The organism is Huaxiibacter chinensis (assembly GCF_022171985.1).
GTDB lineage: Bacteria > Pseudomonadota > Gammaproteobacteria > Enterobacterales > Enterobacteriaceae > Enterobacter > Enterobacter chinensis_A.
Genome location: NZ_JAJVHF010000001.1, coordinates 411,028 through 425,257, shown reverse-complemented (window position 1 = coordinate 425,257; position 14,230 = coordinate 411,028). Strand labels below are relative to the sequence as shown.

Here is a 14,230-nt window from a genome sequence, read left to right as displayed (position 1 = left end):
CTGAACAAGTCCGATCAGTTGGGATTAAACCAACCGAGCCAGCGCAACGGCCATGGATAACGATGACGAGCATCCTGTTGCATTGCCTGAGCAATACGTTCCTGGATAGTCTGCATCAGTGTAGTTTGCCCTTCAGCATCCCAGACCAGGTTTGTCAGTAAGGGAAGTGCATCCGTTATGTCTTCGATTGCCCAGATAGAGAATTGTTCAGCTTCCACTGCATCAAGTATATTCTGGCTCAGACTGAGGTGTCGCGCATTGGGGGCAGGAATAATGACCCCTTGTTTGCCGCTTAAGCCACGCTGCTGGCAGATAGTGAAGAACCCTTCGATTTTTTCATTCAGACCGCCGACAGGCTGTGCACGACCAAACTGATCCACCGAACCGGTGATAGCGATATTCTGGTTTACCGGCACATCAGCCAGCGCACTGATTAAGGCACACAGCTCAGCCATTGAGGCGCTGTCACCGTCGACTTCGCTGTATGATTGTTCAAAGGTTAATGAGGCAGAAAAAGGAATTTGCTGCTCGAGCTGAAGCTGGGACATCAGGAAGGCCTGCATGATCATCATGCCTTTGGCGTGGATGTTGCCACCCAGCTCGGCCTTACGCTCGATATCGGTGAATTCACCGTCGCCAATATGCACGACGCAGCTGATTCGCGAAGGCTCGCCAAAAGCGCGCGGATGACCCGGAAACTCGATGACGGAAAGGGCATTGATTTGTCCTATGCGTTCACCTTCGGTTTCCACCAGAATCTGTTCAAGCAGAATTTCATCCTGCATGCGATCGGCGAGGTAGCCTTCACGCCATTCTCGCTGGGCCAGCATTTGAACATACTGTTCCCCGGTAAAGCGTCCTTCACCGCTAATGACGCCCACTTCACGCAGTTGCTTACTGAGCCAGAGTGGACATAACGGCAAGGTTTCTTGATCGCCGGTATAACGAACGGCTTCACGGATCAGGCTGGTCCATGCATCGGCTGCAGGCGTTGGCAGCGTAAAGCGTTCGGCCATCGCCAGCACCCACTGACACCATTGCGCCATGTCATCGGCATCGGCAACCTGAATGTTATCTTCAAATTCGGTGTATACCGCCTGTCCGGCTAACTCCGGCTCCATCTCCTGGAAGTCGGCCAGCGATTCGCGATCGCCCGTCAGCACCACTTTCAGCGACAACGGCATAGACGGCACGGAGACGGGCAGAGGACGCGATTCGTCGTAGGCAACCCAGTCAAAACGCTGCTCGGCCACAATCGTTTTCAGGCGCATCCACAGTAAAGGCTGAGCGAGAAGCGTGCCAAGCGAGATGATTAATACGCCGCCGTTTGCCTTATGCACCAGGCCAGGCTGTAAGGTCAGCTCGCCGTTGAACTGACGAAGGCAGCCGAACAGTTGCTCCGCTTCGGCCCAGTTGGCGGTAACGATTTTACCGGCTGCGGCAAAACGGTCGTCTGCCTGTTTGGCTGGCTCAAACGTAACATCATGTCCCGCGATATGATACTGGCCGCCAAATACGGCCTGGGTTTCAGGCTGCAGCTGACGCATAGCGTCTGCAATGAGCGCCAGGTATTCCGCTTCTTCCGGCGCTTTCAGCAGCATAAAGGGGGAGGTTGTCCATGGACTTAACACCTGCTCAAGCGCGTAATGCAAACGCGGTTGCGTATCGCTAAGTATGAAGTCGTGCTCTTTTGCGAGATCTGGCTGTGTGAAGCATTCCTGATAGCTTTCGGTATCCGGAACGAGGTCACGCCATGAGAGTTTCGTAATGGTCAAAGTTGATGTTTTTTAGTCAGATGTAAAACGGTGGATTATACCGCAAGCGAGACACTCTGCCCATGAAGGAATCGGTATTAAAGTGGCGGAAAGCGGTGTAATGGTTCACAGGTTATGATTTCTTTTCAGCAGATTGGCAAAAAACTGATATTCTGAACTGAGTTACAAGGTAACGCTGAGATCGCGATGAAATATCAACAACTGGAAAATCTCGAAAGCGGCTGGAAATGGAAGTACCTGGTTAAAAAGCACCGTGAAGGGGAGTTGATTACCTGTTACATCGAAGCCAGTGCTGCTAAAGAGGCCGTCGATTTACTGCTGACGCTCGAAAACGAGCCGGTTCTGGTCAACGGCTGGATAGAAAAACATATTAACCCTGCGCTGATGAACCGCATGAAGCAAACCATTCGTGCGCGGCGGAAACGGCATTTTAATGCCGAGCATCAGCACACGCGTAAAAAATCTATCGACCTGGAATTTATGGTGTGGCAGCGATTAGCGGGGCTGGCTCAGCGCCGTGGCAAAACGCTGTCAGAGACCATTGTTCAACTGATTGAGGATGCTGAACATAAAGAGAAGTATGCCAGCCAGATGTCGACGCTGAAGACAGACCTTCAGGCTTTGCTCGGCAAGAAATAAGTTAGCGCTTTTCTTCAGGCAATAAAAAACCCCGCATCGCGGGGTTTTTTGTCAGACAGAGGTAACTTATGCCGCAGGCTGAGTTACAACGTCTTTGATGCCTTTCACTTCGATCTCTACGCGACGATCTGGTGCCAGGCAGTCGATCAGTGCAGCGCGAGGTTTCACGTTGTCACAGGTGTTGCCGGTAACTGGGTTAGATTCGCCCATACCACGTGGGGAGATCTTGTTAGCCGGGATACCTTTAGAGATCAGGTAATCAACAACAGACTGAGCACGTTTCTCGGACAGACCCTGGTTGTAAGCGTCAGAACCGATACGGTCGGTGAAGCCCAGAACAACGACGTTACCGTCTTTAGGATCCAGGTTGCTCAGCTGGGAGTACAGCTGATCCAGTGCCTGCTGACCTTCTGGTTTCAGAGTCGCTTTGTTGAAGTTGAACAGAACATCAGACTTCAGAGTGAAGTGCTTGGTCTGTACTTCTGGAGCTGGAGCCGGTGCTGGAGCAACAACTGGTGCTGCTTCCTGCTGGCCGAAGCGGTAGGAAACACCTACGCTCAGCATGCCGTTGTCAGGACGAACGCCAACGGTGTTACCGTCGCCGATGTTGTTAACCCACTGGTATTCCAGACGGGTAGCGATGTCGCGGGTCATTGCCCACTCTACGCCACCAGCGAATACTGGAGAAACGCCAGTGTCGTGGTCGTCGCCAGCAATGCTGTTGCTGGAGTCAGCGCGCCATACCATGCCGCCCAGACGAGTGTACACGTCCAGATCGTCAGTTACTGGGTAACCCAGTTTAGCGGTCAGCTGTACGCCCTGAGCTTTGAATGCGCCGTTAACGTTGTCGCCTTTGTATGGCATACGACCTAACCAGTCGTAACCCATTTCAAAACCAACATACGGGTTAACCTGATAGCCACCGAACGCACCTGCACCGAGCTGACTTTCGTGAGTCGGGCCGTCGTTGTTCAGAGAGCTGTTGTACCAGCCGGTGTCATGGAACTGAGACCAGCCCAGTTTACCACCTGCATACCAGGTATTATCTTTCGGAGCGGCCTGCGCTACGGTAGCGAAGCCAGCCAGTGCCACTGCAATCGCGATAGCTGTCTTTTTCATTTTTTGCGCCTCGTTATCATCCAAAAATCGCCATGAAATTCTCATTGAGACATCACGGTTAAATCCTTCACCGGGGGGCAGCTCAAACTAGTAACTCTACCGATATCTTCGGCTTAGGCCGAGCACCCCTGGCGATGTAAAGTCTACAACGTAGTTGGAAACTTACAAGTGTGAACTCCGTCAGGCATATGAAAAAAAATCCTCCGTATAGGGAATATTTAACATTCTGTGCGCGCATTTTATGCTTTAAAATTAATGGAAACCGCGCCACACAAGACTTGTCGCATTTTTCTCTTACGGAACTAAAATCGTATTAGAGGGTCAAAAAAAATTCCAGGAAAAATCTTAATTTCACTCAATGATACAAATTTGAGTGAATTTTTAGCCCGTTTTGGTGTCCAGTGGCGTGAGGATCGAAACGAACCGGGCGCATGATAAAGCCGATTGCGTTACCTTCTTCAGCCGCTTCTGCCAGGCGGGCATGTTCCTCTTCCGTCACTTCTTCCGGCAGCCAACCAATCACCACACTGTAGTTCCCGGTGCGTAGCGCACGAATCATTGAATCAACGGTATCAAACGGCGAAAGCTGGCTGAGCTGCATCACTTTTGTCAGCGGCAGGCCAGCCGACTGGATCCATTGACGGCTTAATCGCTGCGGCGGCGTCAACCAGAGCTGCCAGCGCGACTGTTGACCGAGCTGCTGTAAAAGCGGCAGCAGCAGCAGTTGCGCCATCATGGGCTGGTCTTCACGGTAAACCACTTCGCTGATCAAGCCGGTAGAAACCTGTGGAGTAGCATTATTCTGCGCGGTTTTATGAGCAAAAGAAGAAAACGGTGTTGAGCGATTTGCGTAGTCTGAAGTGTACATAATCATTCCAGCCCTCTGGTTACTGTATGGATATACAGTAACCCCTGTACGACTAAAGATCAACCTAATTTTCTGAAAGCATCTCGCAAATTTGGCGCGATCTTGCCTCGCTTTAAAGAATCATCTTGCCGATTGACACTAAGTTGCCTATTTTCCTGCTAACGGATCCGATAGTACGAAATTCTGCTGTTAATATATGATTTACAAGGATTATATTATGAAAAAAATATCATACGAACGGATTTATAAATCCCAGGAATACCTTTCTCCGCTGGGTGAGATACACCATCGCGCCCTTTTTGGCGGGTATACCCTGGCGGTGGGGGATGCGGTGTTTGCCATGGTGTCAGAGGGCGAGTTATATCTGCGCGCCTGTGAGCAAAGCGCGCCTTACTGCGTCAAACATGCTTCGTCATTTCTCACCCTGGTCAAACGAGGCCGGCCCGTTTTACTGAACTATTTTCGTGTCGATGAAGGGCTCTGGCAGGACAGGGAGCGGTTATTGCACCTGTCCTCATTGTCGCTTGAATCGGCCAGACGAGAACGTAACCAGCGCCAACAACGTCACCGCCTGAAAGACCTCCCCAATCTCACGTTTCAGATAGAAGTTCTCCTCTGTGAAGCCGGCATTACCGACGAAACTGCACTCCGCGCGCTGGGGGCTGAAGCATGCTGGCTAAAAATGCGCACTAAAAACAGGCATCTCGGGATAAAAGTGTTGTTTGCCCTTGAAGGCGCCATAGAGGGACTACACGAGGCGGCACTCCCGGCGCATCGCCGCCGGGAGCTTATGGAGTGGTTTAATGCGCTTCCTGCATCGAAGGCGCGTCATTCCGGTAGGTAGCCACCAGACGCTGCAGGCGACAAATCTCCGGCAGTAGCGCAATTAACAGGCCGATTTGCTGCAGCACCAGGGGCGCTTTGTTGTCAGTGCCTGGGTCCAGATGGGCAATACGTTCGGACAGTTCATCAAGCGATTGCAGCACTCGCGGTTCGTCAGCGGGACGATGATGCAGCGCATCGTCCACGTAGCATACGGCATCATCCAGAAAGGCGAGTATACCCGGATTTGTCAGCTTCTCGCGATGCGCACCCAGCGTAGAGATGTAGCTGGTGAAGGTGTGGTTAAGGCAAAGCAGACGAAAAGCCACATCGCGGATTTCAGCGGTGGCACGGGGCTCGGTGGAGAGATTCGATACCACCGAGGCCAGTTCCGCATCGCGGTTATGGGCATCACGTCTGGCAATTCGGTAGGCCAGGCGGTTGTCGCGCCCCTGGTGATACTGCTCAAGAATGGCATCGAGATAACGACAGTTTGCATTCAACGCCTGCTCCAGCACCAGCGGCAAATTGCGGAACCGCCAGTCGGGCCAGATAAAACTGACCGCAGCCCAGGCGATGGCGCAACCAATCAGAGTATCAATCACGCGCGGCAGCGCCACCTCGAACCCTTCGCCCAGCAGGTTGAAGCACAACAGCACTAACAGGGTGATAAACATGGTGGCATGGGCGTACTGCACATTTCGGAAGGCGAAGAACAGCACGCCGGTAATCACGAGCAGAATCAGCTGGCCTTCCACCGATGGCACAAAATAGAGAATCGGCAGGCCGATCGCGACGCCCACCAGGGTGCCTATCACGCGCAGCGCGAGACGATGTCGGGTCGCGTTATAGTTGGGCTGGCACACAAACAGGCTGGTTAACAGGATCCAGTATCCATGGTTTAACCCCGTAATCTGTATAAAGGCATAGCCCACGCACAACACCACGGACATCCTGACCGCATGGCGGAAGAGGGCCGATTCTGGCGTGAAATTGCGACTTACCCGCAGCCACATATCGGCGAAACCATGAGGGCTGTCGTCGGCAAGCACGTTTTCTGCATCGTTGCCCGGCAACGCGAGCGCTTGTTCCGATTGAATGGTAGCCAGCTGGGCGTCGATGGCCCGCAGGTTATTCAGCAAAAAGCCTAAGGCTTTCATCTGGTCGGGCGAGGTGCCATTCGCCTGAACGCGATCCAGAGCCGCATCAAGATGGCTGAACATTCTGTCAAAGCGCGCGTCATGCTGATAGGGCGTTCTCAGAAGAATAGACCGTGCAAGCTGCTGACAGGCCTGGGACTGCATCGACAACAACCGCTGAAAACGGAACATCACGTCGCTGTAGCGGAACGTCTCCCGCAACGCGGCATACTGGATATGCGATGAGCTAGCGCGTTCGTGAATATCCTGGGCAACAAAATAATAATGCAGCGTTTGCCGCGTACCGCGCTGTCCGCGATCCCCGCGCAGACGGGTCAGAAGAGAGGCTTTTGTCTGATTAAGGGTGGTGACGAGCTGCCCATTGGCCAGGGCAAGATCGTACATGGGCGCCTGGCTCTCATCTTCAATGTCCGGATCGAAGAGCCGGGACTTCAGTTCAAGATAGTGCGCCAGTTGCTCATAGCTGCGGGCAAGGTTGTCCTGCAACGGACGAACAGGAAAGATCAGATGTCCAATCAGCGTCAGGGCGTTATACCAGATGGCCCCCAGCAACAGCAGCAGCGGCTGCTGATACCACTGTTCATAAAGCGACACCCCGAGCATGGTATAAATGGCGATCAGCAACGCGCCAAACGCGATGGTGGCGTACCGTTGCCCCAGGCCACCGAGGAGAATGAAACCGCTGGTGGAAATCGTCAGGCCGATGGCGAATAACCACGGCCAGGGGAAAAGGAGTTCGACCGAGGCGGAGGCAATAAAAAAGCAGACCAGGGTGATGATCAGGTTTCGCAGTCGCCCCGCCAGACGGTCATCCAGATCGGCAAGCGCACCCGCCACGACGCCCAGGGTAAGCGGAATGGTCAGCTTGACGTCCCCGAGCCACCAGGGCAGGGCCGCCGCCCCGCAAAGTGCGAGAAAGATCCTGACGTTATAAAGCCAGGTACTGTTCCATGTGTATCGGCGAAGCAATGGGCTTAGCATGTGCGCGGACGATCCTTAATTACTGAAAACGACGGCGGGCATTGGCTTCGCGTGCCGCTTTGGCCACTTCCACAGAGACCACGCGACGGCCCACCGGCCACAGGGCGATGGCCGCAATTTTAAAGTTGGCGATGCCAACCGGGATGCCGATAATTGAAATGCACTGGGCGATACCCGCCATAATATGCATCAGACATAACCACCAGCCGAAAAGCACCAGCCACAGAATATTAAGCAGCGTCCCGCCGGTATTGAGCAGGGCGTTCTTGCTATCCGGATTCAGCTCGTCAACGTGAATGGCTTCGTTGCCATAAGGAAACAGGGACAGCCGCGTGATTTCCCAGCATGAACGCGTCAGCGGAAGAGTGAAGATCAGAACAATACTCAGAAGGGTCGCGACAAGCCATGACAGGGTTGTGGCAAATCCGCCAAGGACAAAATTTAAAATATTCAGAATGGTACGCATAAACCCTCACTTCCTTTCGATATGATTAAAGCCTGATGATTGTAACGTTTTTTTGCGCTGGAGCACCTGAAAACTGGCGGTTACACTATCCAACAAATTCTCTCCCCTGAATCAGGCTGGACATGGAACTCAAAGCAACTTCTTTAGGCAAACGCCTGGCCCAACATCCGTACGATAAGGTGGTGCTGCTCAACGCCGGGGTGAAAGTGTCGGGTGAGCGTCATGAATATCTCATCCCGTTTAACCAGCTTCTGGCGATCCACTGCAAACGTGGCCTGGTCTGGGGCGAGATGGAATTTGTCCTTCCGGCCGGCAAAGTGGTGCGTCTTCACGGCACCGAGTGGGCGGAAACCCAGCGATTCCATCATCATCTGACCCAGCTCTGGCAGCGATGGGGTGAAGAGATGAGCGCGGTCGCCGCCGGGGTGCTTGAACAGGTTCTGGCTGATATCGCGCAAAGTCAGGAACAAAAAAGGTGGCTGACCCGTGCGCAAACGGCCGGGATGCAGCAACGTATTCATCAGGCTTTAAGCGCCCTGCCGCTGCCCGTGTCTCGCCTGGAGGAGTTCGACAACTGCCGTGAGGCCTGGCGGCAGTGTCAGGCCTGGTTAAACGATGCAGACCAAAGCCGTCTTGCGCATAATCAGGCCTGGACGGATGAGATGCTCACGCAGTACGCCGCGTTTTTCAATACCATAGAGTCTTCTCCGCTTAATCCGGCTCAGGCGCGTGCGGTGGTAAACGGCGAGCACTCTTTGCTGGTGCTTGCCGGAGCGGGAAGCGGCAAAACGTCAGTGCTGGTGGCGCGGGCGGGCTGGCTGCTGACCCGAGGGGAAGCTTCGGCCGATCAGATCCTGCTGCTGGCCTTTGGACGCAAGGCGGCGCAGGAGATGGATGAGCGAATAAAGGCTCGTCTTCACACTCAGGACATCTCTGCCCGTACCTTTCACGCGCTTGCTTTGCATATCATTCAGCAGGGCAGCAAAAAGGTGCCGGTGATAAGCAGGCTGGAAAACGATACCCAGGCGCGACTGTCGCTGTTTATTGAAGCGTGGCAACAGCAGTGCAGCGAGAAAAAAGCGCAGGCGAAAGGGTGGCGGCAGTGGCTTGAAGAAGAGCTGGCGTGGACGGTGCCGGAAGGCAGCTTCTGGCAGGATAAATCACTCGCGCGCCGTCTGGGCTCCCGACTGGATCGTTGGGTGAGCCTGATGCGCATGCATGGGGGAACGCAGGCGGAGATGATTGAAGGCGCGCCAGAAGAGGTACGCATGCTCTTCTCGAAACGCGTAAAACTCATGGCGCCATTGCTGAAGGCCTGGAAAACCGCGCTGAAAGAAGAGAACGCGGTAGATTTCTCCGGGCTGATTCATCAGGCCATAATTCTGCTGGAGAAGGGTCGTTTCGTAAGCCCCTGGAAGCATATTCTGGTCGATGAGTTTCAGGATATCTCCCCGCAGCGCGCGGCGTTACTGGCTGCGTTACGTAAACAGAATAAACATACTGCGCTCTTTGCCGTGGGGGATGACTGGCAGGCGATCTACCGTTTCAGCGGCGCCCAGCTGTCGTTAACCACCGCCTTCCACGACTATTTTGGCGAAGGCGATCGCAGCGATCTGGATACGACCTATCGGTTTAACGCCCGCATTGGAGAAGTAGCGAACCGCTTCATCCAGCAAAACCCGCATCAGCTGGAAAAACCGTTGAACAGCCTGTCGACGGGGGATAAAAAAGCGGTGACGCTGTTAGCGGATGACCAGCTTGAACCGCTGCTGGATAAACTGAGTGGTTTTGTGAAAGGGGATGAGCGCATTCTGATCCTGGCGCGCTATCACTATTTAAAACCTGCCATTCTGGAGAAAGCCGCGACGCGCTGGCCTAAACTTCAGCTCGATTTCATGACCGTGCACGCCAGTAAGGGCCAGCAGGCCGATTACGTGATTGTGGTTGGCTTGCAGGAAGGAAGTGACGGTTTCCCGGCCCCGGCGCGTGAATCCGTTATGGAGCAGGCGTTGCTGCCGGCCCCGGAAGATTTTCCGGATGCGGAAGAACGTCGGCTGCTCTATGTTGCCATTACCCGCGCCCGTCATCGTGTCTGGCTGCTGTATGATAAAGAGCGGCCATCGCCGTTTGTCGAGGTCTTAAAACATCTTGATGTGCCGGTGGCGAAAAAACCGTAGCGACGAAAAGGCCGGGCAGGCGCAGGTCTGCCCGGCAGAGGATCACTTCAACCGATCGGCCAGATAGCGTGGGTAGTCCGGGATCAGAATATCAATCGGCTTATTGAACTGCGGCGACTCGATAATAAAGTCGGCTGTCGACAGGTTCGTGGCGACGGGGATATTCCAGACAGTGGCCAGACGCAACAGGGCTTTGACATCCGGATCGTGCGGTACGGCATTAAGCGGATCCCAGAAGAAGATCATCACATCAATTTTACCTTCCGAGATTTGTGCTCCCACCTGCTGATCGCCCCCCAGCGGGCCGCTGAGCATTGCGTTGACTTCCAGCCCGGTTTCCCGGTGAATCAGATTCCCGGTGGTGCCGGTTGCGGAAAGCGCATGTTGCGCCAGCAAAGGCTGGTGGCGGCGCACCCAGTTCAACAGCATCTGTTTACAGTGATCGTGCGCCACCAGCGCAATGTGCTTACGCTCCGGGAGCGTGCGTGTTGTCAGTTCCATAATATCTTCCGTCAGATTAACTTCTTACACGATGACGGGAAGCGACGCAGGCTGCAAGAGCAAGGGCAAAAAAATGCGGCTCAGGACGAAGGTTGTTGCCTGGTCCATTGCAAAAACCGGGCACGCGTGTCGGGATCGGCCTGCTGGAACCAGAATTTCAACCGCTGCTCTGTCAGCGTCTGGGACTGAGGGGGGATGACATCCAGTTCGGATACGCCTGATAACAGGGTACTGTCGTCGGCCATCATGGTCGCAAACTGGGGCAGCGACGCGCTCTTACCCGCTTTGTTGTACCGTTCAGTCTCCGCCTCATAATCGATGCCTTTAGGCGTGCGGGTAAGGGCCAGGATATCGAGCTTCACGGGAATGGGCATGGCATCCCCGTCGAGCAACGCCATTCTGGGGGCCGCTTCAAAGGCTTCGGTGTCCTTCAGGCTGTTCAGACCGGGAAGGTTAAAATTGACCTGGCTGATTTTTTCTGTGTTAAAGCTCATAACCAGCGGCGGGGAGATGTACAGACGCTGCTCGTGGCCGGAAAGGCGGATAGTTTTCTCGACGCGAAAGACAATCTGATGCGGACCGTTATCCAGTTCAATACTGTCCGCCCCCCGCAGCAATGAGCTGGAGACTTTTTTTCCGTCCAGGACCAATAAATCGATGTCGGTAGATAAACGTAGCGTCGTGGCATATACGCAGATCGGCATCACTAACATGACGAAAGCAGAGACAATGCCGGTCTTCATAGGGCGCTCCTGTCAGGAAAGGGATCGTGCAATAATGTATCAAAATTTTTCGACAATCATGTTTACTAACATATAGACATATTTTATCCGTTTGCCCTCATGCGGACGTATGGGATGCGTGGTGGAGATCCCCCCTATGGCATACACTTAAAAAAAAGCCAGGAGAAACATAATGAAAGATAACGAGCTGGTCGACATTCTGACCTCAACCCGGACGATTGCGCTGGTGGGTGCCAGCGACAAGCCTGACCGCCCAAGCTATCGGGTTATGAAGTATCTTCTTGATCAGGGTTATCACGTGATCCCCGTATCGCCAAAGGTGGCAGGTAAAACGCTGCTGGGTCAACAGGGATACGCCACGCTTGCCGAGGTGCCAGAAAAGGTTGATATGGTCGATGTGTTCCGCCAGTCCGAAGCGGCGTGGGGCGTGGCGCAAGAAGCCATCGCCATTGGGGCAAAAACCTTATGGATGCAGCTAGGCGTGATAAATGAACAGGCCGCGGTGCTGGCGCGGGAAGCCGGGCTGAAGGTGGTGATGGATCGCTGCCCGGCGATTGACATTCCCCGCCTGGGGCTGGCGAAATAAAAAAAAGCCCGGTCATCGACCGGGCAATTTCAGGGAGTTAGTTGCGCAGGCGCGGCGCCTGGAGCTGTTGGCGGATAGTCCGGGCGAGTTCATCCATGGAGGGCTGCTCCGGATGATCTCGCTTCGGCTCACTGCTAAGCTGGGCTTCTGCCAGATAGGAGTGAACGGGCTGGCCCTCGTCATCTTCCATCACGACGTGGTACCACGGCGCGGCGCGCAGTTCGGCATTGACCGCCAACTCATCCGCGGAGGGCTCTTCAAGGGAGTATTCCGGGTCGATATCCACGACCACGCCCAAATAGCCCAACAGGATGTGGCGGACCTGCTGGCCGATACCGAATTTGCTGGCAATCATAGTCACCTCCCGGGAAACGTTACTTACACAAGATGTATGGGCAACATTCCACTTTTCAAGTTACATGATGCGACAGGCAAACCCTTTCAGATAAAGGCCTTCCGGGTAGGTTGCGATCACCGGATGATCGGCCGCCTGACGGAACTGCTCTATAAATTGTACATCACGACCCGCATCGACGGCGGCATCGGCGACAATTTTCTGGAATAATTCTGTGGTCATCAGGCCGGAACAGGAGAAGGTCAACAGCACGCCGCCGGGATTCAGCAACTGGATCGCCAGCATATTAATATCTTTATAGCCGCGACAGGCGCCCATCAGCTGGCTTTTGTTCTCCACAAACTTCGGCGGGTCCATCACGATAACGTCGAATTTCTCACCCTGGTCGCGGTATTTACGCAGCAGTTTAAACACGTCGTCGCGAACGAATTCGGCCTTGCTCAGATCCAGCTTGTTAAGTTCGACGTTCTGCTTTGCCACATCCAGCGCTTCCTGCGAGGTATCAACACTCACCACCTGAGCACATCCGCCCATCAGGGCAGAGACGGCAAAACCGCCGGTGTAGGAGAAACAGTTCAGCACGCGTTTGTTATTTACATACTGGCGGGTCGCGAGGCGACTGTCGCGCTGGTCAAGGTAGTAACCGGTTTTGTGACCCCCCTGGATATCCACCAGCAGTTTCATTCCATGCTCTTCAATCGGCAGCAGGGCAGGCGGCAATTCACCGGTCACGGTGCCTTGCGTCAATTCCAGCCCCTCTTTTTTACGCACGGCCACGTCACTGCGGTCGTAGATAGCACATTCCGGATAGCACGTTTGCAGGGCGCTAATTAACGCCGCACGTTGATATTCTGCGCCAGCGCTTAACAGCTGAAGGACCAGAAAGTTGCCGAAGCGGTCAATCGTCACGCCCGGTAAGCCGTCGGATTCTCCGGCGATTAAACGGTAGCTGTCCAGCCCGTCACGTTTTGCCAGCCAGTCACGCCACTGCTGTGCCTGCTGTAAACGGCGGGTGAAGAAGGCGATATCAATGGTTTCGTCTTTATCAAAACTCCAGACGCGTGCACGAATCTGCGAGGCGGGTGAGTAGGCGCCGCGCGCTAACCATTTCCCCTGATGGTCAACAATATCAATGGTTTCACCGAGGCTTGCTTTGCCCTCCATGCGGGCGACAGCGCCTGAAAAGACCCAGGGGTGACGGCGCAGTAATGACTTCTCGCGCCCTTTGGCTAACACTAAACGTACACTCATAATTTGCTATTCTGTCTATTCAATGAATTGGCCGCCATTTTCCCGAGTTCAGTGGGGAATTGCAACGCGCCTGGTATGGATAAGGAGAAGGAAGATGTCAAAAGTCTGCACCCTTGCATGGGTTCATGGCACCGTACAGGGTGTCGGGTTTCGCTATAGCACCCAGCACCAGGCAACCGAACTGGGGCTGACGGGGTATGCGCGTAACAGGGATGACGGCAGCGTGGAGGTGCTCGCCTGCGGAGAGGCGGAGCAGGTTGAAAAGCTGATTGCCTGGTTAAAAGCGGGTGGCCCCCGTAGCGCCCGGGTTGAAAAGGTGTTGACGGAGCCTCATCAACCCGGACGTGAATACATGAATTTTGGTATTCGCTATTAAATACACTTTACGGGTTTAGGCAGACCGGCAATTTTAGTCGCCTGCTTCGCGGGGCCTTTCGGGAACAGGCGATACAGGTAGCGACTGTTGCCTTTCTCTTCGCCAAACTTATTGGCCATCGCCTTGACCAGCATTCTGATCGCGGGTGAGGTATTAAATTCCAGATAGAAATCCCGCACAAAACGCACCACTTCCCAGTGTTCCGGCGAAAGGGTAATGGACTCTTTTTCTGCAATTACTTCTGCCAGGGCTTCGCTCCACTGGCTGCTCTCTTTGAGATAACCGTCGTTATCGGTTTCGATCTCTTTACCGTTAAAGCTCAACATAGTCATTCACACGTCAGTCAACAAACCCGGGCAGTCTACCAAAAAACAAAGCCCCGCATAAGCGGGGCTTGATTGACAGCTTGAT

The 14,230-nt window shown here is 54.1% G+C and carries 15 protein-coding genes; 5 read left to right on the top strand and 10 right to left on the bottom strand.

What is annotated here, in order from left to right; translation table 11 throughout:
• Positions 1-14: 14 nt before the first annotated feature.
• Positions 15-1,775, bottom strand: a complete 1,761-nt coding sequence (locus LZP96_RS02165; RefSeq protein WP_064325595.1) for an AAA family ATPase — start codon at positions 1,773-1,775, stop codon at positions 15-17.
• 186 nt (positions 1,776-1,961) lie between these two features.
• On the opposite strand from LZP96_RS02165, the gene matP reads away from it, so the two are divergent.
• On the top strand, positions 1,962-2,414 hold the full coding sequence (gene matP, locus LZP96_RS02160; RefSeq protein WP_064325596.1) for a macrodomain Ter protein MatP: 453 nt from the start codon (positions 1,962-1,964) through the stop codon (positions 2,412-2,414).
• Between the two features lie 66 nt (positions 2,415-2,480).
• Here matP and ompA read toward each other — a convergent pair whose 3' ends face one another.
• Both ompA and sulA read right to left on the bottom strand, forming a co-directional pair.
• The gene (ompA, locus tag LZP96_RS02155; protein ID WP_157685352.1) at positions 2,481-3,533 is read right to left on the bottom strand and encodes a porin OmpA; all 1,053 of its coding nucleotides are present in this window, start codon (positions 3,531-3,533) and stop codon (positions 2,481-2,483) included.
• Between the two features lie 355 nt (positions 3,534-3,888).
• Positions 3,889-4,401, bottom strand: a complete 513-nt coding sequence (gene sulA, locus LZP96_RS02150; protein ID WP_064325597.1) for an SOS-induced cell division inhibitor SulA — start codon at positions 4,399-4,401, stop codon at positions 3,889-3,891.
• A 217-nt stretch (positions 4,402-4,618) separates the two neighbouring features.
• On the opposite strand from sulA, the gene LZP96_RS02145 reads away from it, so the two are divergent.
• Positions 4,619-5,245, top strand: coding sequence for a TfoX/Sxy family DNA transformation protein (locus LZP96_RS02145; RefSeq protein WP_064325598.1), 627 nt, complete (start codon positions 4,619-4,621; stop codon positions 5,243-5,245).
• Here the strand turns inward: LZP96_RS02145 and yccS are convergent.
• Positions 5,202-7,364, bottom strand: coding sequence for a YccS family putative transporter (gene yccS / locus LZP96_RS02140; RefSeq protein ID WP_064325599.1), 2,163 nt, complete (start codon positions 7,362-7,364; stop codon positions 5,202-5,204). The two genes, LZP96_RS02145 and yccS, sit on opposite strands and share 44 nt — an antisense overlap.
• A gap of 19 nt (positions 7,365-7,383) precedes the next feature.
• Complete coding sequence (locus LZP96_RS02135; protein ID WP_064325600.1) at positions 7,384-7,830, bottom strand: YccF domain-containing protein; 447 nt, start codon at positions 7,828-7,830, stop codon at positions 7,384-7,386.
• 122 nt (positions 7,831-7,952) lie between these two features.
• Here LZP96_RS02135 and helD point away from each other — a divergent pair, with 122 nt between their 5' ends.
• Entirely contained in the window at positions 7,953-10,007 is a 2,055-nt protein-coding gene (gene helD, locus LZP96_RS02130; protein ID WP_064325601.1) for a DNA helicase IV, read from the top strand.
• Positions 10,008-10,049: 42 nt separating this feature from the next.
• On the opposite strand, the gene mgsA is transcribed toward helD, so the two are convergent.
• Together mgsA and csgI are read right to left on the bottom strand one after the other, a co-directional pair.
• Positions 10,050-10,508, bottom strand: coding sequence for a methylglyoxal synthase (gene mgsA, locus LZP96_RS02125; RefSeq protein WP_064325602.1), 459 nt, complete (start codon positions 10,506-10,508; stop codon positions 10,050-10,052).
• Positions 10,509-10,588: 80 nt separating this feature from the next.
• Positions 10,589-11,251 carry a curli synthesis inhibitor gene (csgI, locus tag LZP96_RS02120; protein ID WP_064325603.1) on the bottom strand — a complete coding sequence of 221 codons (663 nt, stop codon included), beginning with the start codon at positions 11,249-11,251 and terminating at the stop codon, positions 10,589-10,591.
• A gap of 172 nt (positions 11,252-11,423) precedes the next feature.
• On the opposite strand from csgI, the gene LZP96_RS02115 reads away from it, so the two are divergent.
• Positions 11,424-11,837: a CoA-binding protein gene (locus LZP96_RS02115; protein ID WP_064325604.1), complete on the top strand. Its 414-nt coding sequence runs from the start codon at positions 11,424-11,426 to the stop codon at positions 11,835-11,837.
• Positions 11,838-11,874: 37 nt separating this feature from the next.
• Here the strand turns inward: LZP96_RS02115 and hspQ are convergent, their stop codons facing one another.
• A complete protein-coding gene (hspQ, locus tag LZP96_RS02110) occupies positions 11,875-12,192 on the bottom strand; it encodes a heat shock protein HspQ (protein WP_064325605.1) in 318 nt (105 codons plus the stop codon).
• A gap of 60 nt (positions 12,193-12,252) precedes the next feature.
• Positions 12,253-13,443, bottom strand: a complete 1,191-nt coding sequence (gene rlmI / locus LZP96_RS02105; RefSeq protein ID WP_064325606.1) for a 23S rRNA (cytosine(1962)-C(5))-methyltransferase RlmI — start codon at positions 13,441-13,443, stop codon at positions 12,253-12,255.
• Positions 13,444-13,537: 94 nt separating this feature from the next.
• On the opposite strand from rlmI, the gene yccX reads away from it, so the two are divergent.
• Positions 13,538-13,819: an acylphosphatase gene (yccX, locus tag LZP96_RS02100; protein WP_064325607.1), complete on the top strand. Its 282-nt coding sequence runs from the start codon at positions 13,538-13,540 to the stop codon at positions 13,817-13,819.
• Here yccX and tusE read toward each other — a convergent pair.
• Positions 13,816-14,145: a sulfurtransferase TusE gene (tusE, locus tag LZP96_RS02095; RefSeq protein ID WP_064328099.1), complete on the bottom strand. Its 330-nt coding sequence runs from the start codon at positions 14,143-14,145 to the stop codon at positions 13,816-13,818. The genes yccX and tusE overlap by 4 nt on opposite strands.
• Positions 14,146-14,230 lie beyond the last annotated feature (85 nt).

Coding starts and splice junctions, on each gene's coding strand:
- matP (WP_064325596.1), top strand. CDS start 1,962: ATGAAATATCAACAACTGGAAAATCTCGAAAGCGGCTGGAAATGGAAG.
- ompA (WP_157685352.1), bottom strand. CDS start 3,533: ATGAAAAAGACAGCTATCGCGATTGCAGTGGCACTGGCTGGCTTCGCT.
- sulA (WP_064325597.1), bottom strand. CDS start 4,401: ATGTACACTTCAGACTACGCAAATCGCTCAACACCGTTTTCTTCTTTT.
- LZP96_RS02145 (WP_064325598.1), top strand. CDS start 4,619: ATGAAAAAAATATCATACGAACGGATTTATAAATCCCAGGAATACCTT.
- yccS (WP_064325599.1), bottom strand. CDS start 7,364: ATGCTAAGCCCATTGCTTCGCCGATACACATGGAACAGTACCTGGCTT.
- LZP96_RS02135 (WP_064325600.1), bottom strand. CDS start 7,830: ATGCGTACCATTCTGAATATTTTAAATTTTGTCCTTGGCGGATTTGCC.
- helD (WP_064325601.1), top strand. CDS start 7,953: ATGGAACTCAAAGCAACTTCTTTAGGCAAACGCCTGGCCCAACATCCG.
- mgsA (WP_064325602.1), bottom strand. CDS start 10,508: ATGGAACTGACAACACGCACGCTCCCGGAGCGTAAGCACATTGCGCTG.
- csgI (WP_064325603.1), bottom strand. CDS start 11,251: ATGAAGACCGGCATTGTCTCTGCTTTCGTCATGTTAGTGATGCCGATC.
- LZP96_RS02115 (WP_064325604.1), top strand. CDS start 11,424: ATGAAAGATAACGAGCTGGTCGACATTCTGACCTCAACCCGGACGATT.
- hspQ (WP_064325605.1), bottom strand. CDS start 12,192: ATGATTGCCAGCAAATTCGGTATCGGCCAGCAGGTCCGCCACATCCTG.
- rlmI (WP_064325606.1), bottom strand. CDS start 13,443: ATGAGTGTACGTTTAGTGTTAGCCAAAGGGCGCGAGAAGTCATTACTG.
- yccX (WP_064325607.1), top strand. CDS start 13,538: ATGTCAAAAGTCTGCACCCTTGCATGGGTTCATGGCACCGTACAGGGT.
- tusE (WP_064328099.1), bottom strand. CDS start 14,145: ATGTTGAGCTTTAACGGTAAAGAGATCGAAACCGATAACGACGGTTAT.